Raw genomic sequence first — 20,078 nt, forward strand, 5'->3', positions numbered from 1 at the left:
CGGTGGCGGTGGCCGCTCCGGCGGTGGCGGTGCTTCGGGGGGCTGGTGATGATCCAACGACTGTGTCGTCATGTGTTTTCGCCGTCGGTACGGCGCGCGTTCCCGCCGGACACCCTGCAGGCGATCACCGAGGCCATCGCGGCCGGTGAGCAGCGCCACGGCGGGCAGGTGATGTTCGCGGTGGAAGCGGACCTGCCGCTGGCCGCGCTGTGGCACAGGGTCACCCCACGCCAGGCCGCCGAGCATGCCTTCGCGCGCCTGCGCACCTGGGATACCACCCACAACAATGGCGTGCTGATCTACCTGCTGCTGGCCGACCACGCCATCGAGATCGTCGCCGACCGTGGCCTGCACGGCCGGGTCAGCCCGGCGCAGTGGCAGCGGGTCTGCACCCACCTGCGCGAGGGCCTGCGTGGTTCCCATCCGGTGGAAGCGCTGCAGGATGCCATCGACGAGGTCTCCAGCCTGATCGAAGGGCACTTTCCGGCCTCGACGCGGTCGAACGATGACGCGTTGCCGAACTCGCCCCAGCTCCTTGGTTGAGCCGGGGCGGCACTGGCCCGAGAATAGGCGTTCAACCGCAAGGCACCTTCCATGATCTATTTCCACGACATCGACCCCATCGCCCTCTCGTTGGGGCCGATCAAGGTGCACTGGTACGGCATCATGTACCTGCTCGGCTTCACCGCGGCCTGGCTGCTGGGCCGCAAGCGCATCGCCGCCGGTCGCCTGCCGGGCGTCGATGCCAACGGCTTCTCCGACCTGCTGTTCTACGCCATGCTCGGCGTGGTGCTGGGCGGACGCATCGGCTACATGCTGTTCTACGCGCTGGGCGATTTCCTGCACAACCCGCTGCTGCTGTTCAAGGTGTGGGACGGTGGCATGAGCTTCCACGGTGGCCTGCTGGGCGTCCTGGGTGCCTGCTGGTGGTGGTCGCGCAAGCACGCGCTGCACTTCTTCGACACCATGGATTTCATGGCGCCGCTGGTGCCGCTGGGCCTGGGCTTCGGCCGCATCGGCAACTTCATCGGCGCCGAGCTGTGGGGCAAGTACACCGACGGCACGTGGGGCGTGGTGTTCCCGTCCGGCCTGCCGGCGCCGCTGAACCAGCTGGACCACGCGACCCTGCAGACGCAGTTCGCGACCGGTGCGCTGAACCAGTTCGCACGGCATCCCTCGCAGCTGTATGAAGCGTTCCTGGAAGGCCTGGTGATGTTCGTGGTGCTGTGGGCCGTGTCGGCCAAGCCGCGCCACCGTTACCTGGTGGGTGGCCTGTTCGCGCTGCTGTACGGACTGTTCCGCTTCGCGGTGGAGTTCGTGCGCATGCCCGACAACGGTGTCTACGTGGCCTTCGACTGGCTGACCCGCGGCCAGATCCTCAGCCTGCCGCTGATCGCCTTCGGCCTGGTGCTGCTGGTGATGTCGCGCCGCGCGCCGGTACTGCAGCCGCAGCTGCCGGTGGCTGCCGAGGGCAAGGCATGAAGGCTTACCTGGACCTGCTCTCGCACGTGCTTGAGCACGGCGCCGAGAAGAGCGACCGCACCGGCACCGGTACCCGCAGCGTGTTCGGCTGGCAGATGCGTTTCAACCTGGCCGAAGGCTTCCCGCTGGTCACCACCAAGAAACTGCACCTGCGCTCGATCATCCATGAGCTGCTGTGGTTCCTGAAGGGCGACACCAACATCGGCTACCTGAAGGACAACCAGGTGCGGATCTGGGACGAGTGGGCCGATGCGAACGGCGACCTCGGCCCGGTCTACGGCAAGCAGTGGCGCAGCTGGGCCACCGCCGATGGTGGCGAGATCGACCAGATGCAGTGGCTGGTGGACGAGATCAAGCGCAACCCCGATTCGCGCCGGCTGGTGGTCAGCGCCTGGAACGTAGGCGAGCTATCGCAGATGGCGCTGATGCCGTGCCACAACCTGTTCCAGTTCTATGTGGTGGACGGCAAGCTCAGCTGCCAGCTCTACCAGCGCAGCGGCGACATCTTCCTCGGCGTGCCGTTCAACATCGCCAGCTACGCGCTGCTGACCCACATGGTGGCGCAGGCCACCGGCCTGGGCGTGGGTGATTTCGTGCATACGCTGGGCGATGCGCACCTGTATTCGAACCACTTCGAGCAGGCGCGCGAGCAGCTGTCGCGTGAACCGCGCGCGCTGCCGAAGCTGTGGTTGAACCCGGAGGTGACCGACCTGTTCGGCTTCCAGTTCGACGACATCCGCATCGACGGCTACGATCCGCACCCGGCGATCAAGGCGCCGGTAGCGGTATGAGTTCCCGATTGATTTCCGGGGGCCTGCTGGCGCTGGGCGGCATGCTGCCGCTGGCCATGGTGCAGGCCGGACCGGCCGATGCGCTGTCGTTGGCCCGGCAGGTCAATGAGCAGATCGTGCACAAACACATGCGCGAGGAAGTGCAGGCGTTCGCTGGGGCGTTCAACGGCAGCACGATGATGCCCCAGGATGTGCCGGAAGGCTGCCGGGCGCAGATGCGTGAGGCGGTAACCGGCATGTACACGGCGATGACCGAGCACCTGAAGGCGGGTGTCGAGGATCCGGCCTATCAGCGCACGCTCGAGCAGCAGCTTGCCACCGTCTATTCCAGTGACCAGTTGCAGGCGTTTCTGGCACGTCGTGCCAGCACCGACACTGCTGCGTTGTCGGCAGACATCCTGTCCGGACCGGGCCTGAAGGATATCGAAGAGGCGCAGAAGCAGAAGATCCTCGATGGCCTGGATGACCAGTCCACGTCTAGTCCTGCGCTGGCGGCGGCGCTGCAGGCCGCCAGTGCCGCCAACGCTGCCTGCGAACGCCTGCAGATCGACGCCAGCTGAGGAGGTGGTAGCAATGAAGCTGTCGATGATCGTGGCGTTGGATCGCAACCGTGGCATCGGCCAGGGCAATGCCATGCCCTGGCACCTGCCAGATGATTTCAAGCACTTCAAGGCGCTCACCCTGGGCAAGCCGATCCTGATGGGGCGCAAGACGGCCGAGTCGATCGGCCGCGTGCTGCCGGGGCGGACCAACCTGGTGCTGACCCGCAGCGGCCAGGTGCCGTTCGAGGGCATGCGCGCGGTAGCGTCGCTGGATGAGGCGAAGGCGATTGCCGAACGCGAGGGCGCCAGCGAGTTGTGCATCATCGGCGGCGGCGAGATCTTCCACCAGCTGCTGGACCAGGCCAGTGACCTGTACCTGACCTGGGTGGATGCCGAAGTCCCCGCCGATACCCATTTCCCCGAGGTGGATGCGCAGGACTGGCGGGAAGTGAGCAGCGAGCCGCACCCGGCCGACGAACGCCATGCCCACGCGTTCCGCTTCGTGCACTACGTGCGCCGCTGAAGATGGTTTCCTGTAGAGCCGAGCCATGCTCGGCTGCTGTTGCCGGACACATCCCTTAGCCGAGCATGGCTCGGCTCTACAGGATTGCCTACGGCATCCGGTAATGCCCGATGATGGCGTGCTGGAACAGCAGATTCTCTTCGCGTGTGCCGCGCGCGATGTTGTGCAGTACCAGCGGCGTGCCGTTGGCCAGCTTGCGGTCGGAGACGATGCCCACGTGCAGCAGGCCGTTGCCGTTGAGCTTCCAGGCGACGATGTCGCCGGCCGCGTAGTCGGCGGCGAGGGCCGTGATCGGCTGCTGCCAGCCCAGCCGTTCGAACCAGCGCATCAGGTTCGGTACGCGGCGATGATCGATGTTGCGATCCGGTCGTGACAGGCCCCATATCGTGGGATAGGCGCTGAAGTTGCCGCGCATGTCTTCATGCACGCGGGCCTGCAGGTCCACGTCCAGACTGCGCAGCGCGCGCACCACCACGTCGGTGCACACGCCGCGATCAACCGGGACGTCGCCGCCGGGATAGGCCAGCACCTGATAGGCAGGGTCGTAGCGGGTGGTGACGCCGATCTGCGCGCGCGCTGCAGCCACCAGCGGCGGCGAAGGCGCCTGCGGCTGCGATGGCGTGTGGCCGACGTTTCCGCCGCCGGTGGGGGCCGGGGCCGAAGTGGGCTGGCAGCCGCTGGCCAGGGCCAGCGTCAGCAGCACCATCCATGGTGCCCAGCCGCGCCGCGTCATGCCTGCGGCGGAGGACTGTTGTTGCCGGGGCCCGCGGAGCCACCACCACCGCCACCACGGCGACGACGACGGCGCGGGCCGCGATTGCCCGGGGTGGCGGCCGGAGCGTTACCGCCGCCCTGTTCCTTGCCCTGCGCCGACGCAGCCGGGCGCTCGTGCGCCGGGCGTGCTGGCGGGCGGGCGTTGGGCACGGGGGCGGGTACATCGCGGCCTGGCACCTGCACCACGCGCAGTTCATCGGTATCGAGCTGGATCGCGGTGAGCTTGCCGCCCCAGACCGCGCCGGTGTCGATGGCGTGCACGCCCTGGGTGATGGTCAGGCCCAGCGCCGACCAGTGGCCGCAGACCACCTTCAGGTCGCGCTCGACCCGGCCCGGCACTTCGAACCAAGGATACAACCCCTGTTCCTGCGTGCCCGGCGTGCCCTTGTCCTCGATGCCGATGCGCCCGCGTGGGGTGCAGTAGCGCATGCGGGTGAGCACATTGATGATCGCGCGCGAGCGGTCGTAGCCGGACAGGTTGGGGGCCCAGCTCGGCTTGTCGCCATACATGTTGCGGAACAGCTTGCGGTAGCCGGCGCCGTGCAGCTGCACCTCGACCTCGGCGGCATGCTTTTCGGCCATCTGTGTGGTCCACTTCGGCGCCAGGCCGGCATGCACCATCATCCAGCCCAGCTCGCGGTCCACGTGCACCAGCTTCTGCAGGCGCAGCCAGTCCAGCAGTTCGTCGCGGTCCTCGGCCTGCACGATGCGCAGCAGGTCCGGGTTGACCTTGCGCTGTTCCTCTTCGGTGCGCGCACCGACGGCCAGCAGCGAAAGGTCATGGTTGCCCAGCACCACCACGCTGTGATCGCGCAGCGAATGCACCAGCCGCAGCGTTTCCAGCGACTGGCCACCCCGGTTCACCAGGTCGCCGCAGAACCACAGGGTGTCCTGCGCCGGGTCGAAACGGATCCTTTCCAGCAGTCGCTGGGTGACGTCATAGCAGCCCTGCAGGTCGCCGATCGCCCACACACTCATCGTTCGGCCTCCGTGTCAGTGCAGGGTACGCGGGATGGCCAGCACGAAAGGTGCGACCGGCGCGGCAAATTCGGTGCCGTCGTCGGCGACCATGTCGTAGTGGCCCTGCATGGTCCCGTGATCGGTCCCCAGCATGACACCGGACGTGTAATGGAAGTCTTCACCGGGACGCAGGCGCGGCTGCTCGCCGATCACCCCGTCGCCGTCGACATGCTCGACGCGGCCGTTGGCATCGGTGATGCGCCAGTGGCGTGCGACCAGGCGCGCGGCAACACGTCCCTGGTTGTGGATGCGGATCGTGTAGGCGAACGCATAGCGCCCGTCTTCCGGCGCGGATTGATCGTCGAGGAAGCGCGGTGCGACTTCGACGGAGATGGCATAAACGTCAGCGTCTTCCATACCGGCAGTGTAATCAGGAGGCATTGGCCAAGGCGATGAATTCGGCCACGTCCAGCTGTTCGGCGCGGGCATCGGGACGCACGCCGGCGGCAACGAACTGTTCGGCGGACACCACCTTGTTCAGGGCGTTGCGCAGGGTCTTGCGGCGCTGCCCGAAGGCGGCCTTGACCACCTCGGCGAAACGCTTGTGGTCGTTGATGTTGATCGTGGCCGGGTCACGCGGCACCAGCCGCACCACGGCCGAATCGACCTTCGGCGGCGGCCGGAACGCGCCCGGCGGCACCACGAACAGCGAGGTCACCTCGCAGTACGCCTGCAGCATCACGCTGAGACGGCCGAATACCTTGCTGCCGGGACCGGCGGCCATGCGGTCAACCACTTCCTTCTGCAGCATGAAGTGCATGTCGCGGATGACCGCGGCATGTTCCAGTGCATGGAACAGGATCGGCGAGGAGATGTTGTAGGGCAGGTTGCCGACCAGGCGGATCGGCTGGCCGGCAGCGAGCTCGGTGAAGTCCACGCGCAGCACGTCGCGGTGGACGATGGTCAGCTCGCCCAGCGGCTCGGCGGCGGCGGTCAGCGGCGCGATCAGGTCGCGGTCGAACTCGATCACCGTCAGTTTCGGATGCACGCGCAGCAGCGGCAGGGTGATCGCGCCCTGGCCGGGACCGATCTCGACCAAGCGGTCACCGTCTTTCGGGTTGACCGCCATCACGATCTTGTCGATGTAGTGGCGGTCGGCCAGGAAATGCTGGCCAAGCTGCTTCTTGGCCGGGGCGGTGAACACCGGGCCGGAGGGGGAATGCGGGGAATTCATGCGCTCAGTGTACGTTGCCGCGCAAGCTGCGCACACAACGTCGTTGCCGCCTGCAGGCTGGAAGGATCGGCAATGCCGCGCCCGGCCATATCCAGTGCCGTGCCATGGTCCACCGCCACGCGCGGGTAGGGCAGGCCCAGGGTCAGGTTCACCGCCTGCTCGAAGCCCGAATACTTCAGCACCGGCAGGCCCTGGTCGTGGTACATCGCCAGCACGGTGTCGACGCCCGCCAGCTTGGCCGGCAGGAAGGCGGTATCGGCCGGCAGCGGCCCGATCAGGTCCATGCCCTCGGCGCGCAGGCGCTGCAGCAGCGGGATGATCAGGTCCAGCTCCTCACGACCCAGATGGCCGTCTTCGCCGGCGTGCGGATTCAGGCCGAGCACGGCGATGCGCGGCGCAGGCAGGCCGAACTCGCGGCGCAGGGCGGCATGCACGGTGCGCAGGGTGTGTTCCAGGCGGGGCGCGGTGATCGCGTCGGCCACCTTGCGCAGTGGCAGGTGGGTAGTGGCCAGGGCCACGCGGACGATGTGGTTGGCCAGCATCATCACCACCTTCACCCCGGCCTGGTCGGCCAGCAGTTCGGTGGTCCCACTGTAGGCGATGCCGCCTTCGTTGATGACCGCCTTGTGCACCGGGCCGGTGACCACGCCGTGCAGTTCGCCAGACAGGCAGGCCTGGCCAGCACCGAGCAGGGCACCGATGACGGCGCCGGCATTGGCCGGGTTGGCCTGGCCGAAGTGGCTGGGCACGGTATTGGCCACAACGCGCACACGCAGATCGCCGGGGACGCGTGCTTCGGCGTCCTCGGGCAGCAGCTGCAGCGGCAGGTTCAGCGCGGCGGCGGCCGCGCGCAGGGTATCCGGGTCGGCGAAGGCCAGCAGCCGGCAATCTTCACGCGGCTGCTGGACGAGGCGGACACACAGCTCCGGGCCGATCCCGGCGGGCTCGCCCGGTACCAGAGCGAGCTCGGGACGCATCGGTCAGGACTGCGGCGGCGTGGCGGTATTTTCCGCGCGGTCCCCGCTGCGGAAGCTGACATAGGCTTCGCCGCGCAGTTCCTGCAGGAAGCGGTTGTACTCGTCTTCCAGCTTGCGGCGGCCGATGGTCTCGCGGATCTGGGCGCGCTGGTTGTCGTTGGTCACGTCGGTCTGGCGGGTGGCCACGCGCTGCACGATGTGCCAACCGGCATCGGTGCGGAACGGCTGGCTGACGCCGCCATCCTGGATGCCGGACACCTGCTGGCCGAACGCCGGGCCGAACGCGTCGACCGGGAACCAGCCCAGATCGCCGCCCTGGCCCTTGCTGTTGTTGTCCTCGGAGGACTCCTTGGCCACGGTCTCGAAGTCCGCGCCACCGGCGATGCGGGCCCGCAGGGTATCGATCTTGGCCTTGGCGGCAGCGTCGCTCTGGTGATCGTCCACGCGCACCAGGATGTGGCGGCCGTGGTACTCGGTGACCGTGTGCTCACCACCGCTGGCGGCGCTGGCATCACGCACTTCCACCAGCTTCAGCAGCTGGAAGCCGCTGGGGCCGCGGATCGGGCCGACCACTTCGCCGGGCTTCATCTTTTCCATCATCTGCGCGAAGGCCTGCGGGATTTCATCCAGGCTGCGCCAGCCCAGGTCGCCGCCTTCCAGCGCGTTGGGGCTGTCCGAATAACGCACGGCGGCCGCGTTGAAGTCCAGCTCACCCTTGTCCAGCAGGGCCTTCACGCCCTCGGCCTTCTTCTGGCCGGTGGCGATCTGGTCGGCGTTGGAGCCGTCGGGCAGGGCGATCAGGATGTGTGCCAGGTGGTACTGGTTGCCCACCGTGGCCTGCTGCTTCAGCGCGGCGTCCACTTCACCCTCGCTGACACTGATGCGGCTCTGCGCGAAGCTCTGGCGCAGGCGCTGCACGGTGATTTCATCGCGCACCGAAGCACGGAAATCGTTGAAATCGATGCCGTCGTGGGCCAGGCGCTGGCGCAGTGCATCCAGGTTCGAGCCGTTCTGCTGGGCGATGGCATTCATCGCCTGGTTCAGCTCCTGGTCGCTGACGCGGATGCCGCTGCCCTGGGCGCGGGCCACCTGCAGCTTGACCAGCACCAGGCGCTCGAGCACCTGGCGGCTGAGCACGTCTTCCGGCGGCAGCTGGTTTTCACGGCCGGCGTACTGCGCCTTGATGTTGGCGATCGCACGCTGGAGCTCGCTCTGCAGGATCACGTCCTCGTCGACGACGGCGGCGATGCGGTCCAACGGCTGCGCCTCCTGCGCGAGCACCTGCAGGGGGGCGGACACGCTGGACACCGCCAGCAGGGAGGCGAGAAGAACGGGGAAGCGCTTGGTCATGGGATCTGATTCGGATCGTAGTCATCCCGGGTCGCCCCGGTGTTGCTGGGCGGCACGAGATAGAGGTCGTCGCGGTTGTAGCCGAGGATAGCACGGCGCAGCGTACGGTCCGTGTCCTGGCCGATGGAGCTGAGGCCCTTGAGCACGAACTCCAGCTGGAAGGAGTTGTTCATGTCGCCTTCGCGGTTGCGCACGTAGCGGCGGGCCACCGCACGGACCGCCAGGCAGCAGCTGTCCCACTGCACGCCGGCGATGATCTCCAGCGGTTCCTTGTCCTGCAGCGAGTAGTAATACCGGCCCACCAGGCTCCAGCGCGCATTCAGCGGGTACAGGAACGACAGGTCGGCCTGCTCCAGCAGGGTCCGGTCATGCTTGTTGGCGGTCGCCGGGGCGCCGGCGTTGATGCGGTAGCGGTAGCTGAGGTTGATCACGCCATCGTTGGGCATCAGATAGCGGGCGCGGACGCTGGCCAGATCCTCGCGCTTGTACTTCGGGTCCCACTGGTAGGTGGCGCCCAGGGTCCAGCGGTCGTTGATCATGTAGTTGCCGTCGGCGATCCAGGCCGACTTGCCCTTCTCCACCGGTGCGCCGCCCGGCGTGGTGCTGACCCGCGATTCGTCGAAGTACTGGATCTGGCCGATCGCGGCCGAGAAGCGTTCCTTGCCGGTGGTCTGGTCGATGAAGCGGGTGCCCAGTGCCAGGGTCAGCTGGTTGGCATCGTTCTGGCGGTCGGCGCCGGTATAGCGCGAGTCGCGGAACAGCTGGCCCCAGCTGAAGGTGAAGTCACGGGTGTCGAAGATCGGCAGCTCGTCCTGGTTGCGATAGGGCGTGCGCAGGTAGAACAGGCGCGGCTCCAGGGTCTGCAGGAATGACTTGCCACCGATCGACGTCTCGCGATCGAAGAACAGGCCGGCATCAAGGCTGCCGATCGGCAGGCTGCGGCTGGGCGAGGTATTGCCGCGCAGTTGTTCCGGGGTGGCCGTGGCCGGGTCGATGCCCTGCGAGCGCAGGATCTGGGCCTGGATGCCGTTGACGCCGTCGACCAGGCCGCGGTCCAGCTGGTAGGCCGTATAGCGGTAGGCCAGGGTCGGGGTGATGTACCAGGCCGCGCCACTGATCGGGAACGACACGTACGGCTTCACGTCCAGGCGCGAGCCACCGCTGATGCCAAGACCGGATGTCTGCTGGATGCCGTTCCGCGTGTACTGCAGATCCGTGCCCCGGTCCGGTCCGTACTTGAAGTTGACGTCGTCGTGGGTGAAGCGCACCGCTTCGGTGTAGATGCCGGTTTCCAGCCACGGCAGCACCGGCTTGTTCCAGTTGAAGAACAGGCGTGGCTCGCGGTTGTAGGGCAGGGCGCGCTCGTCGAGGGTGTAGTCGGTCAGCTGCCAGCGGTCGGCCATGATGCCGGCCGTCCAGTTCTGGCCGGTGCCGTACAGGCCGATGGTGCTCTGCAGGTTGGAGGCGGTCACGCCCACCAGGCGGTTGGCGAAGTCCTCGACATAGCGCTCGTCGCTCACCCAGGCCAGGTTGGCGCGGGCCTGCCAGTGGCTGTTCACGTTGTGGTAGCCGTCGAACATCACCCGGCCGCGGTCGCGGTCGCGCAGCTTGTCGCTGGGCATGTAGCTGGTCAGCACCTCGCCACGGCCGCCGTTGTAGAGGTAGCGGAACTCGTTGTCGAGCAGCAGGCCGCGCCGGCTCATGTAGCGCGGAGTCAGGGTGTCATCGTAGTTCGGCGCCAGATTGAAGTAGATCGGCTGCGCGTAGTCGAAACCGTTGCGGCCGGACATGCCCAGCTGCGGGAACAGCAGGCCGGTCTTGCGGCGGTCATCGATCGGGAACTTGAAGTAGGGCGCCCACAGCACCGGCACCTTGCCGATGCGCAGCACCGCGTTGCGGGCCGTGCCGAAGCCTTCGTCGTTGTCCACTTCGATCTGCGGCGCCGACAGCTTCCATACCGGCTGCGACGGGTCGCAGGTGGTGTAGGTGGACCGGTGCATCTGGCCGACCGCGCCCTGCAGGTCGACCGACTCGGCATCGCCGTTGCCCCGGCGCGACACCAGCTGGTACTTGATGTCGGAGATCTTGTGGGTGTCGCTTTCCTGGTTGCCTTCGGCGCGCTTGGCGACCATCCGGATCGACCCGTCCTGGTAGCGGACATTGCCGTCGGCGATGTAGTTGCCGGTCTCGGTGTCGAAGCTGAGCTTGTCGGTACCGACGAACTGGTCACCGCGGCGCAGCGCCACGTTGCCCTCGTACTGCGGCACGGTGGTGGTGCCCAGCAGCTGGTCGCCTTCGATGTCGGTCGGCTGGTTCTCGCGGGCGGCCGCGGCAGCAGCCTTGTCCTGGGCCGGGACCGGGGTGGGGGCGTCTGTGAACGCGGGAATGACGTCGGTGGCCGGGCACAGGCCCCAGTTGAGCGGCTTATCATCGGCCATCGCCGGCAGGCTGATGGCGATGCTCAGAGGCAGGGGAAGCAGGCGGAGGGCTCGGCGCACGCGGTTCGGATTCGGGCGAAAACGGACGGTAGCTTGCCCCATCCCTTGCATAGGGGCAATGAAGGGCGCCGGAGCCTGCCGGTTCGGGTTCATCCGGCGGAGGCACCCGCAGAGGGGGTGATCAGGGCCTGGACATGGGCCACGCTGCACTCGGCCAGGGCCTGCAGGTCGTAGCCTCCCTCCAGCATCGAGACCACCCGGCCGGCCGCGTGACGGCGTGCCAGCGCGTGCAGTTCACGGGTGATCCAGGCGAAATCGTCGGTCTCCAGCATCAGGTCCGCCTGCGGATCACGCAGGTGGGCGTCGAAGCCGGCCGAGATCAGCAGCAGCTGCGGGCGGAAGTCGTCGATGGCCGGCAGCATCTCGTCGGCCCAGACGTTGCGAAAGCGGAAGCCGCCGCTGCCCGGCGGCAGCAGGATGTTCATCAGGTTGCCGGCACCGCGGTCGCGGCGCAGGCCGGAATTGGGAAACAGCCCGGCCTGGTGGGTGCTGTAGTACGAGACCCGGGCATCGTGCTGGAAGATGTCCTGGGTGCCATTGCCGTGGTGCACGTCGAAATCGACCACCGCGATCCGCTCCAGGCCATGGCGGTCGCGGGCATAGGCGGCGGCGATGGCGATGTTGTTCAACAGGCAGAAGCCCATCGCCGTGCTGCTGGTGGCGTGGTGGCCCGGCGGGCGCACCGCGCAGAAGGCCAGCGGGTCCTCGCCCAGCATCACCGCATCGACTGCGGCCACACCGGCACCGGCGGCGTGCACGGCGGCGCTGGCCGAGCCGGGCGAGGTCCAGGTGTCCATGTCCAGCTGGCGCAGCGGCGCGGTCTGCGGCTGCAGCACGAAGTCGAGCAGGGCGCTGTCGTGGACCCGGGTCAGTTCGCCGAACTTGGCCGGCGGCGCTTCGCGCCAGTCCAGCTGGCCGGGGAAGGCCGCGTGCAGCGCGTCCAGCACATGCTGCAGGCGTTGCGGGCATTCGGGATGGCCGGGACCGGGGTCATGCAGCAGGCAGGACGGGTGGGTATAGACCAGCATCGTGCCGACTCAGCGCTGGCGCTGCTGCGGTTGCCACAGCGCTTCGCCCTCGCCATCGGCGCGGGCCAGCACCCGGGCCAGCACGAACAGCAGGTCCGACAGCCGGTTGAGGTACTGCAGCGCCTCGCTGCGCACGGCTTCGTGGCGGGCCAGGGTGACCGTTTCGCGCTCGGCGCGGCGGACGATGGTACGGGCCAGATGGCAGCGCGCGGCGGCTTCGCCGCCGGCTGGCAGGATGAATTCCTTCAGCATCGGCAGGTCGGCGTTGTAATGGTCCAGCTGCTGTTCCAGGGCCGAAACGTCGGCGGCATGGATCGCAGCGTGGCCGGGGATGCACAGTTCGGCGCCCAGGTCGAACAGCTGGTGCTGCAGATGCACCACCAGCGCGCGCACATCCTCGGGCAGGGGAGCAGCCAGCAGCAGGCCGAGCGCGGCGTTGGCCTCGTCGACGGTGCCGAAGGACGCCACGCGGGCGTCATCCTTGGCCACGCGCTGGCCGTCGCCAAGGCCGGTACTGCCGTCGTCGCCGGTGCGGGTGTAGATGCGCGAGAGGCGATGACCCATGGCGCGGCTCAGTGGCGGATGTCGCGGCGGGCCTGCTGGAGCTTCAACACCTGCTCCACGGCCAGCTGCAGGGCGGCGGCCAGCGCTACATAGATCGCCGTGGTGCGCAGGTAGGGCCCGAACCACTGCGCGTAGTTCTGCGCCCAGCCGGCCAGGGTCGGCTCGGCCACGTTGCGGCTGGACCAGTAGAAGCCGCCCTGTGCCAGCAGGTGGCAGACCGCCACCGAGGCGACCAGCAGCAGTGCGCCCTTGGCCAGTACCGGCCAGCGCGCGCCCTGGTAGTTGCGGCCCAGCAGCATGCCGCCGGCCCACAAAGAGAAGTAGGCCGGCAGCAGCAGCCAGTAGCCCGGCGACACGCAGTAGTGCTGCCAGAAATCCAGTCCGCTGCTGCGGATCACGATCCAGTCGACCAGCACGGCGAACACCATCAGCAGCGGGAACGCCCAGCGCGTCCAGCGGGCCAGGTAGAAGCCACCGATGAAGAACACGGCCCAGGAGGCATCCGGAATGGCCGCGAAGTGGTTGACCCGGGTCGCCGCCAGCAGCAGTACGAGTACGGACAGGACGAAGGCGCGGTTGGCGGTATCGGACATGGCGGGGGCCCGGAGCGGATTCAGGTTTCATTCTAGCCCGCCGCGCAGGTTGGCGCAGGTGCCGCCCGTTCGGCGTACAGTCGGGGCGAGCGCGTATCATGAACACATGAGTGAACGACATGACGTGCTGATCGTCGGTGGTGGCCTGGTCGGTGCCAGCCTGGCCATTGCCCTGGACCGCCTGGGCCGCGACGTGGGCCTGCTCGAGGCCAGCCCGGCCGGCGAGCTGCCTGCGGTGTTCGACCAGCGCAATCTCAGTTTCGCCGCTGCCACCGTCAATGCGCTGACCGCGCTGGGGGTGATGCAGAAGCTGGCGATGGCACCGGGCCCGATCCGGCGCATCCATGTCAGTCGTGCCGGCGATTTCGGCCGTGTGCAGCTCGAAGCGGCCGATTACGACCGGCCGTGGTTCGGCCAGGTGGTGGTCGCGCGCGATTTCGGCCAGGCGCTGGAAGCGCGGCTTCAGGAGCTGCCGCGCCTGCGCCGTTATCGGCCGATGCGGTTCCTGGGGCTGGGCGAGGTGGTGGACGGCTACCGCCAGGTGCGGGTGGCTGACGAGGCGGGTGAACGCGTGCTGCTGGCACGTCTGGTGGTGGGGGCCGATGGCACCACCAGCGGCGTGCGTGGCGCGCTGGGCATCGAGGTCGACCGCCATGATTTCCAGCAGACCCTGTTCGTGGCCCGCGTGCGCAGCCAGCGCGCGCCGGACGGCACGGCCTGGGAGCGGTTCACCGATACCGGCCCGACTGCCCTGCTGCCGCGTGGCGATCGTCACTTCGGCACCGTGCATGGCGTAGCGCGCGACCACGCCGATGCGGTAATGGCGCTGGACGATGCGGCGTGGCTGCAACGCCTGCAGAACGCGATCGGCTGGCGTGCCGGCCGCCTGCTCGAATCCGGTCCGCGCAGTGCTTATCCGCTCATCCAGGTACTGGCGCGCGCGCTGGCCAGTGAACGCACGGTACTGCTGGGCAATGCCGCGCAGACCATTCATCCGCTGGGTGCACAGGGCTTCAACCTGGGCCTGCGCGATGCGCTGACCCTGGCCGAGCTGCTGGAGGATGCGCATGAGGATGCCGGCAGTGATGCACTGCTGCAGGCCTATGTCGCGCGCCGCGAGGAAGATCGCCGGCAGACGGTGGCGTTCTCCGGCGGCCTGGCGCGCCTGACCAGCAACCCGGCGCCGCTGATGCGGCCGCTGCGCAGCCTCGGCCTGGTGGCCGCGCAACGCGCGTCGGTGCAGTCGATGCTGGTCGGTGGCGCGATGGGCTTCCGTGGCGACGTGCCGCGCCTGTGCCGTGGAGAAGCCGCATGAGCCGGCGCACGCGTCTTGATGTGGCCATCGTCGGTGGTGGCGTGGTCGGTGCCGCGTGTGCGCTGGCGCTGGCCGATGCCGGCCTGTCGGTTGCGCTGGTGGAAGGCCGTGAACCGGCGCCGTGGCAGGCCGCACAGCCTGACCTGCGCGTGTTCGCCTTTGCCGCCGACAACGTGCAGCTGTTGAACCGCCTGGGCGTGTGGCCGGCGATCGCGCAGGCCCGCGCCTGGCCCTACCGACGCATGCAGGTGTGGGACGCGGCCGGTGGCGAGGATCTGCTGTTCGACGCTGATCGTTTCGGCCGGCGCGAACTGGGCTACATCGTCGAGAACGGCCTGCTGCAGGACCGCCTGTGGGCGGCGCTGCCGGCGGCGGGCGTGCAGCTGCACTGCCCGGCACGGGTGGAAGCACTGGAGCAGGACGAGGATGGCGTGCGCCTGCGCCTGGATGACGGTCGCCGCCTGGAAGCGGCGTTGGCGGTGGCCGCCGACGGTGCCGAATCGACCCTGCGCCAGCTGGCCGGGATCGAGGTTGAAAAGCATGACTACCACCAGCGTGGCGTGGTGGCCTACGTGGACAGCGATCTTCCCAACCAGGCCACGGCCTGGCAGCGTTTCCTGCCGAGCGGTCCACTGGCGCTGCTGCCGGTGGCCGAGCGCCGCAGCTCCATCGTCTGGACCCTGCCCGAGGATGAAGCGGCTCGCGTGCTGGCGTTGGACGAGGACAGCTTCAACCGCGAACTGACCCGCGCCTTCGCTGCACGCCTGGGCGAACTGCGTCTGGCCTCGCCGCGTGCGGCGTTCCCGCTGCGCCGCCAGCTGGCCCGTCACTATGTGGCCGGCCGCGTGCTGGCGCTGGGCGATGCCGCACATGTGGTGCATCCGCTGGCCGGGCAGGGCGTGAACCTGGGGCTGCGCGATGTCGCCGCCCTGCAGCAGTGGCTGGCGCCGTCCGCCGAGCGTCGGGGCCAGCCGCGGCTGTCGCCGCAGCGCCTGCAGCGCTGGGCGCGCGAACGGCGCAGCGACAACCACATCGCCGCCTACAGCTTCGATGCGATCAACCGCCTGTTCTCCAACGACGAAATGCACCTGACCCTGGCCCGCGGTCGTGCGCTGGGCTGTGTCGGCAAATGGCCGCCGCTGGTGCAGGCGTTCTGGAAGCGCGCCGCTGGGGTGTAAGCGGAATACATGCCGCACGACGCTTCCGGCATCAGTGAACAAAAAAAGGGGACGGAGGGGATCAAGTCGTTTGTGCCACAAACGACTTGATCCCCTCCGTCCCTTTTTTCAGTCGACCAGCCAACCGGCCAGGTCTGCACGATCCAGCTTGCCGCGACGCTTCACGTCCAATGCATTGAACTCATCGGCCAGTGCCGGATTTGCCTGCGCTTCCTCGCGGCTGATGAAACCATCGCCGTTCACATCCAGCGCGGCGAAGTGGATGCGGTACTGGCCAACCACGCTGCTGGGCTCCAGCGAACGCACCGTCACCTGTGCCTCGCCGGCCGGCTGTGCAATCTCGACGCTGCCGCTGACCCGACCGGCATCCAGTGGCTGCTGGCGGATCGCGCCGCCGGTGGGGCCCAGCGGCTGGCTCTGCGCCGGGGTGTGCGGCAGGTGCTGGGCCATGGCCGGTGCGGCTGACAGCAAAGTGATCAGCAGGGTGAGCGAGTGGTAGCGCATGGTTCCCTTCCCCGGTAGCGCCGGGCCATGCCCGGCGGATGCAATGGGTTCAGCGCAGCGGCGAGGCCAGCACCGTGATTTCTTCCCGATCGTGATACAGCTGCTTGGCGCGCACCACCAGCGGCTTGCCGGCCTGGTCCTGGAACAGGTCCAGGCACAAGCGGGTTTCGTCCCAGCGCTTCTTCATCGGCAGCTTCAGGTTGAAGATCGCGTGCCGGCACCAGCCTTCGCGGAACCAGGTGGCCATGCGCTCGGCCACGCGCCGCGGCTGCTCGACCATGTCGCAGACCATCCAGTCCAGCGACTGCTCCGGGTGCCAATGGAAGCCATCGGCACGCAGGTGCTCGACCAGGCCGGTGTCCAGTACGTGCTGGCGCAGCGGGCCGTTGTCGATGCTCAGCACATGCATGTGCTGGCGGGTCAGCACCCAGGTCCAGCCGCCCGGTGCGGCGCCCAGGTCGGCCGCACGCATGCCGGGCTTGGCCAGCGCTTCGCGCTCTTCCGGCGTCAGCAGGGTCAGCAGCGCTTCGTCCAGCTTCAGCGCCGAACGCGAAGGCGCTTCGGGCAGCAGCTTCAGGCGCGGGATGCCCAGTGCCCACGGCGCGCTGTCGGCCGGGTCGGCCACGCAGACGAAGGCATGGGTGCCGTCGACGAACACCACGTGCAGGCGCGGCAGGCGGTTGTTCGGCTTGTCAGTCAGTTTGCCAGCCTTGCGCAGCGCCGGGCGCAGCGCATTGCCAAAGGCGCGGGCAAGCCCGGACAGCGGCTTGCCGGCATCCGAGTCCGGGTGTTCCACCCACAGGTCGCCGAAGCGCGGCGCATCGGCCAGCACTTCCAGCATCGGGGTGATCCGGTCCGCCGGGTCCAGCTGCGGCAGCTCGGCCAGCACCACCAGCTTCTGCCGCGCGAAGATCAGCTCGCGCCAGCGCAGGCGCGGTGCCAGCGCCGCAGCTTCGTCGCACATGAAAAGCACGTAGCCATCATTGCGCTGGGTGCGCGCATAACCGGCGAAACCGGCTTCACCGGCGCGGAACTGCAGCTCGCCGGCCAGCTCGGGCTCGAAGCCCTGCCGGCACAGGCACAGCAGGCCGATGCCGGTTTCAGTAACGGGCGCCATCGCTTTCCCCATAGGCACGCAGCACGCTGCGCGCAGCGTCGCGGTTCAAGCCCTGCACGACTTCGATGCCGCGCTTGTTGAGTTCGCCCACCCAGTCGGCCGGCAGCGGGCCTTCGTCGAACGGGGTCAGTTCCTCGACGTCGGCCGAGTTGGCGCCGATCAGCAGGCGGTCGATGCCGGCCCATACGGTGGCGCCGTAGCACTGGCAGCACGGCTGCGAGCTGGTGGCCAGGGTGACCGGCGACAGCACCGCGTTCAGGCGCGGGGTCTGCAGGCGCTGCTGGGCCAGCATGTAGGCCATGTTCTCGGCGTGCGCCAGCGAGGTCGCGTGCGGCATCACCCGGTTCACGCCGGCGGCGATGACCTTGTCATCCGGGCCGAACACCACGGCACCGAACGGGCCGCCACTGGCGTGTTCGACGTTCAGCCGCGACAGCTCGATCGCCAGCGCGACCTTGGCTTCATCGCCCGGATATCGACGATCCAGGTCGATCTGGTCGTGGATCCAGGCGGGAAGGGTCAGGTGGACTTGCGCGTACAGCATCGCGGGGGTGCCTCGTAGTGGGATGGAGGAAAGTGCGGTTGCTTGGGAAACCGGCGCGCAGTGTAGCTGCACCGGCCTGTATCGGGTGTGGCGGCGGATCAGCCCGGTGAACCGGTACGGATCACCACGTACTGCTTGCGGAATTCCAGCCCGGCCGGCGGCCAGCTGGCCGCGTAGGCGCGCAGCAGGGGAAGGGCGCCGGCGAAGTCGTGGCCGTTGACCCGGCAATCGGCCTCGCACAGGCCATCGGCGTCGCGCGAGGCGAACAGGCGGATGGCAAGGAACTGGCGCGCCTTCAGCAGGTCGTCGAAGGCGTCCATGCTGCGGGTGAACAGGCAGCAGGGGCAGGAACCATGATCGTCTTCGCTGCAGGTGGAGGCATCCACTTCCTGTGCACGGTAGTGCGCCAACGGCCCCAGCACCACGGTGCGCTGGTGTTCCTCGCCATTGTCACCGGCCGGATAGGTCAGGCCCATCATCGGCAGGCCCTGTGCGTCTTGGGCGCCGATCGCGGTCTGCAGGGTCACCAGGTCCACTCGGGCCCAGGCCTGGAAGCCGGACAACAGCGATGCCTGCTCATCGGCACCATTTGCGTGCTGGTACTCGAACAGGCCATCGGCGAACAACTGCGGATGCTGGCTTTCGATGACGGTGGAGGTCTGCCAGCCACCGTTGTCGCGCGCGTGTGCGGCCATTGCATGCGGGGTCAGGCGCAGGCCGCTGTCCAGCAGCAGCGCGTTGCCGTCGACGCGGCTGGCGGTGTCGGCGTCCTGCAGGACCTGCTGCAGCAGCGGGAGGAGTGGAGAAGCACTGTCGGTCATAAAGGCAGGTTGGTAAGAGGAATGCCGCCAATAGGCATGGCCTGGTGTCTCAAAAATGCATGAAGTGCCGGTCCAGCCCGAACTAACCAAGGTAGCTTGTTCCGGGAGTCGCTTTGTCTTGCTTGAGAAGCTTCACCTTCAGCTCCCAGCCCCCGTCGCACGGTTGTCTGCCGCTGAACAGATAAAGAACCTCACCTGCCGAAGCGTTGTTCCTCATTGTCGCGTTGTCTTCAAGATCTATCTGGCTGACAAAGACCATGGGGTTGTCATCAATGAAGCGCCAGCTGGGTTCACGTACCCAACGAGGTGCTTTGTCCATCGAGAGGAAGTACCTGTCGATCGTTTCGATCATCCATGCTTGGATTGCGCCAGGGACAGAGTCGATCCACTTGATGTCGGGTTTTGGATGTGAAGTCGAGAGATATTCGCTGTACACCTTCAGCATGAAGGGCTCCGACTCGCTTCCTTGTATGCCGACACACTTCTTTCCTTCAGCGATCCCTGAGAACGCGGCGCAGAAAATCATGAAATCGCGATCAATCTTCATGCGTGATTCCTCTCAACCGACCTGTCAATCGGATTCTCGTAACGTAAGAAGCAACCCCAGCTTCACAGGGCGTCGAGTTCGGCGCGATATCGCCGCGCGTCGGGCTGCTGCTGCGGATCGTTGCCGTGGTCGCGCAGCCAGGTTTCCAGCTCGCGGCGATAGTCCGCGCGGAAATCGGCATTGCCCGGGCTGAAGTGCAGCTTGCGTGCCGCCACCTCCACGCGCTCGCGCGCACTGGCACGGGCCTGGGCGATGCCGTGCGGGGATTCGTTGGTGAGGATGACAAAGTTGCGCGGGAAACCCGGCGTGTACTTCACCACGAACGGCTGGTCGGGCGCCGGGATGCGGATGGCATTCTCCAGCGGCCACAGCGAGGCGGTGTTGGTGTGGAACACCACTTCCACATCGCGGCCTTCGGCAGTGCGCAGTACCGCTTCGTAGCGCCAGATGTACTGCTCGTTCATCGTCGAGCTGGTCCGCTCGGCCTTGACGATCACCGCTTCACCACGCTCGCCCACTACGTTGAGGAAGGCGGCGTTGAGAAAGTGGCCGAGGAAGATGTTGAGCATCGCCAGCGGGAACACCACGATGGCGTAGCCCGGAAAGCGCCGCCACCACGAGACCAGCCCGGCCAGCACCATCGCCGAAAAGAACGTCAGCAGCGGATGCTGCGAGATGAACCAGAGCAGGGCGGACAGGGCGGTGATCATCGTCGGGTTCGTGCGGGCGCCTTCCC

General features: G+C 67.6%; 22 protein-coding genes and 1 pseudogene. 7 read left to right on the forward strand and 16 right to left on the reverse strand.

Annotated features, from left to right (window positions below; translation table 11 throughout):
• Positions 1-48 precede the first annotated feature (48 nt).
• Genes G5A07_RS10385 through G5A07_RS10405 form a run of 5 tightly spaced genes read left to right on the forward strand, consistent with a single transcriptional unit; the run spans position 49 to position 3,338 of the window.
• Entirely contained in the window at positions 49-543 is a 495-nt protein-coding gene (locus tag G5A07_RS10385; RefSeq protein WP_191863288.1) for a TPM domain-containing protein, read from the forward strand.
• 51 nt (positions 544-594) lie between these two features.
• The gene (gene lgt / locus G5A07_RS10390) at positions 595-1,482 is read left to right on the forward strand and encodes a prolipoprotein diacylglyceryl transferase (RefSeq protein ID WP_109815236.1); all 888 of its coding nucleotides are present in this window, start codon (positions 595-597) and stop codon (positions 1,480-1,482) included.
• Positions 1,479-2,273, forward strand: coding sequence for a thymidylate synthase (locus G5A07_RS10395; protein ID WP_019336331.1), 795 nt, complete (start codon positions 1,479-1,481; stop codon positions 2,271-2,273). The genes lgt and G5A07_RS10395 overlap by 4 nt, the downstream gene beginning before the upstream one ends.
• Positions 2,270-2,833: a hypothetical protein gene (locus tag G5A07_RS10400; RefSeq protein ID WP_237706978.1), complete on the forward strand. Its 564-nt coding sequence runs from the start codon at positions 2,270-2,272 to the stop codon at positions 2,831-2,833. Before G5A07_RS10395 ends, G5A07_RS10400 begins: the two co-directional genes overlap by 4 nt.
• A gap of 13 nt (positions 2,834-2,846) precedes the next feature.
• On the forward strand, positions 2,847-3,338 hold the full coding sequence (locus tag G5A07_RS10405; protein ID WP_010481838.1) for a dihydrofolate reductase: 492 nt from the start codon (positions 2,847-2,849) through the stop codon (positions 3,336-3,338).
• Between the two features lie 88 nt (positions 3,339-3,426).
• Here G5A07_RS10405 and G5A07_RS10410 read toward each other — a convergent pair whose 3' ends face one another.
• From G5A07_RS10410 to G5A07_RS10455, 10 genes and pseudogenes are all read right to left on the reverse strand, one after another.
• A complete protein-coding gene (locus G5A07_RS10410) occupies positions 3,427-4,071 on the reverse strand; it encodes a DUF1287 domain-containing protein (RefSeq protein WP_191863289.1) in 645 nt (214 codons plus the stop codon).
• Entirely contained in the window at positions 4,068-5,090 is a 1,023-nt protein-coding gene (locus tag G5A07_RS10415; RefSeq protein ID WP_191863290.1) for a symmetrical bis(5'-nucleosyl)-tetraphosphatase, read from the reverse strand. The genes G5A07_RS10410 and G5A07_RS10415 overlap by 4 nt, the downstream gene beginning before the upstream one ends.
• A gap of 15 nt (positions 5,091-5,105) precedes the next feature.
• Entirely contained in the window at positions 5,106-5,489 is a 384-nt protein-coding gene (gene apaG / locus G5A07_RS10420) for a Co2+/Mg2+ efflux protein ApaG (RefSeq protein WP_005412297.1), read from the reverse strand.
• 13 nt (positions 5,490-5,502) lie between these two features.
• Positions 5,503-6,306 carry a 16S rRNA (adenine(1518)-N(6)/adenine(1519)-N(6))-dimethyltransferase RsmA gene (gene rsmA, locus G5A07_RS10425; RefSeq protein WP_191863291.1) on the reverse strand — a complete coding sequence of 268 codons (804 nt, stop codon included), beginning with the start codon at positions 6,304-6,306 and terminating at the stop codon, positions 5,503-5,505.
• The gene (pdxA, locus tag G5A07_RS10430; RefSeq protein WP_049453800.1) at positions 6,303-7,283 is read right to left on the reverse strand and encodes a 4-hydroxythreonine-4-phosphate dehydrogenase PdxA; all 981 of its coding nucleotides are present in this window, start codon (positions 7,281-7,283) and stop codon (positions 6,303-6,305) included. The genes rsmA and pdxA overlap by 4 nt, the downstream gene beginning before the upstream one ends.
• An 18-nt stretch (positions 7,284-7,301) precedes the next feature.
• Positions 7,302-8,633: pseudogene (locus G5A07_RS10435) on the reverse strand (peptidylprolyl isomerase); the annotation flags it as partial.
• The gene (gene lptD, locus G5A07_RS10440; protein ID WP_029379781.1) at positions 8,630-11,224 is read right to left on the reverse strand and encodes an LPS-assembly protein LptD; all 2,595 of its coding nucleotides are present in this window, start codon (positions 11,222-11,224) and stop codon (positions 8,630-8,632) included. The pseudogene G5A07_RS10435 and the gene lptD, both read right to left, overlap by 4 nt.
• Positions 11,221-12,159 (reverse strand): histone deacetylase family protein, encoded by a 939-nt coding sequence (locus tag G5A07_RS10445; RefSeq protein ID WP_010481827.1) that lies wholly within the window; start codon positions 12,157-12,159, stop codon positions 11,221-11,223. The genes lptD and G5A07_RS10445 overlap by 4 nt, the downstream gene beginning before the upstream one ends.
• Before the next feature lie 9 nt (positions 12,160-12,168).
• Complete coding sequence (locus G5A07_RS10450; RefSeq protein WP_049411657.1) at positions 12,169-12,723, reverse strand: cob(I)yrinic acid a,c-diamide adenosyltransferase; 555 nt, start codon at positions 12,721-12,723, stop codon at positions 12,169-12,171.
• An 8-nt stretch (positions 12,724-12,731) separates the two neighbouring features.
• Positions 12,732-13,316 (reverse strand): hypothetical protein, encoded by a 585-nt coding sequence (locus tag G5A07_RS10455; RefSeq protein WP_191863293.1) that lies wholly within the window; start codon positions 13,314-13,316, stop codon positions 12,732-12,734.
• Positions 13,317-13,422: 106 nt separating this feature from the next.
• Here G5A07_RS10455 and ubiH point away from each other — a divergent pair, with 106 nt between their 5' ends.
• Together ubiH and G5A07_RS10465 are read left to right on the forward strand one after the other, a co-directional pair.
• Complete coding sequence (gene ubiH, locus G5A07_RS10460; protein ID WP_043398102.1) at positions 13,423-14,631, forward strand: 2-octaprenyl-6-methoxyphenyl hydroxylase; 1,209 nt, start codon at positions 13,423-13,425, stop codon at positions 14,629-14,631.
• Entirely contained in the window at positions 14,628-15,809 is a 1,182-nt protein-coding gene (locus tag G5A07_RS10465) for a UbiH/UbiF family hydroxylase (protein WP_043398105.1), read from the forward strand. Before ubiH ends, G5A07_RS10465 begins: the two co-directional genes overlap by 4 nt.
• Before the next feature lie 108 nt (positions 15,810-15,917).
• Here G5A07_RS10465 and G5A07_RS10470 read toward each other — a convergent pair whose 3' ends face one another.
• From G5A07_RS10470 to G5A07_RS10495, 6 genes are all read right to left on the reverse strand, one after another.
• Positions 15,918-16,313, reverse strand: a complete 396-nt coding sequence (locus tag G5A07_RS10470; RefSeq protein WP_019337027.1) for a hypothetical protein — start codon at positions 16,311-16,313, stop codon at positions 15,918-15,920.
• Positions 16,314-16,362: 49 nt separating this feature from the next.
• Entirely contained in the window at positions 16,363-17,430 is a 1,068-nt protein-coding gene (rlmM, locus tag G5A07_RS10475) for a 23S rRNA (cytidine(2498)-2'-O)-methyltransferase RlmM (RefSeq protein ID WP_191863294.1), read from the reverse strand.
• The gene (locus G5A07_RS10480) at positions 17,414-17,974 is read right to left on the reverse strand and encodes a nucleoside deaminase (protein ID WP_004154307.1); all 561 of its coding nucleotides are present in this window, start codon (positions 17,972-17,974) and stop codon (positions 17,414-17,416) included. Before G5A07_RS10480 ends, rlmM begins: the two co-directional genes overlap by 17 nt.
• 98 nt (positions 17,975-18,072) lie before the next feature.
• Positions 18,073-18,795 carry a DUF6348 family protein gene (locus tag G5A07_RS10485; protein ID WP_191863295.1) on the reverse strand — a complete coding sequence of 241 codons (723 nt, stop codon included), beginning with the start codon at positions 18,793-18,795 and terminating at the stop codon, positions 18,073-18,075.
• Positions 18,796-18,877: 82 nt separating this feature from the next.
• Positions 18,878-19,342 (reverse strand): hypothetical protein, encoded by a 465-nt coding sequence (locus tag G5A07_RS10490; RefSeq protein ID WP_191863296.1) that lies wholly within the window; start codon positions 19,340-19,342, stop codon positions 18,878-18,880.
• Positions 19,343-19,404: 62 nt separating this feature from the next.
• The gene (locus G5A07_RS10495) at positions 19,405-20,052 is read right to left on the reverse strand and encodes a hypothetical protein (protein WP_191863297.1); all 648 of its coding nucleotides are present in this window, start codon (positions 20,050-20,052) and stop codon (positions 19,405-19,407) included.
• Positions 20,053-20,078 lie beyond the last annotated feature (26 nt).

Origin of the sequence: Stenotrophomonas sp. AS012628, from assembly GCF_010608305.1 — a bacterium.
In the GTDB taxonomy this organism is placed as follows: Bacteria; Pseudomonadota; Gammaproteobacteria; order Xanthomonadales; family Xanthomonadaceae; genus Stenotrophomonas; species Stenotrophomonas geniculata.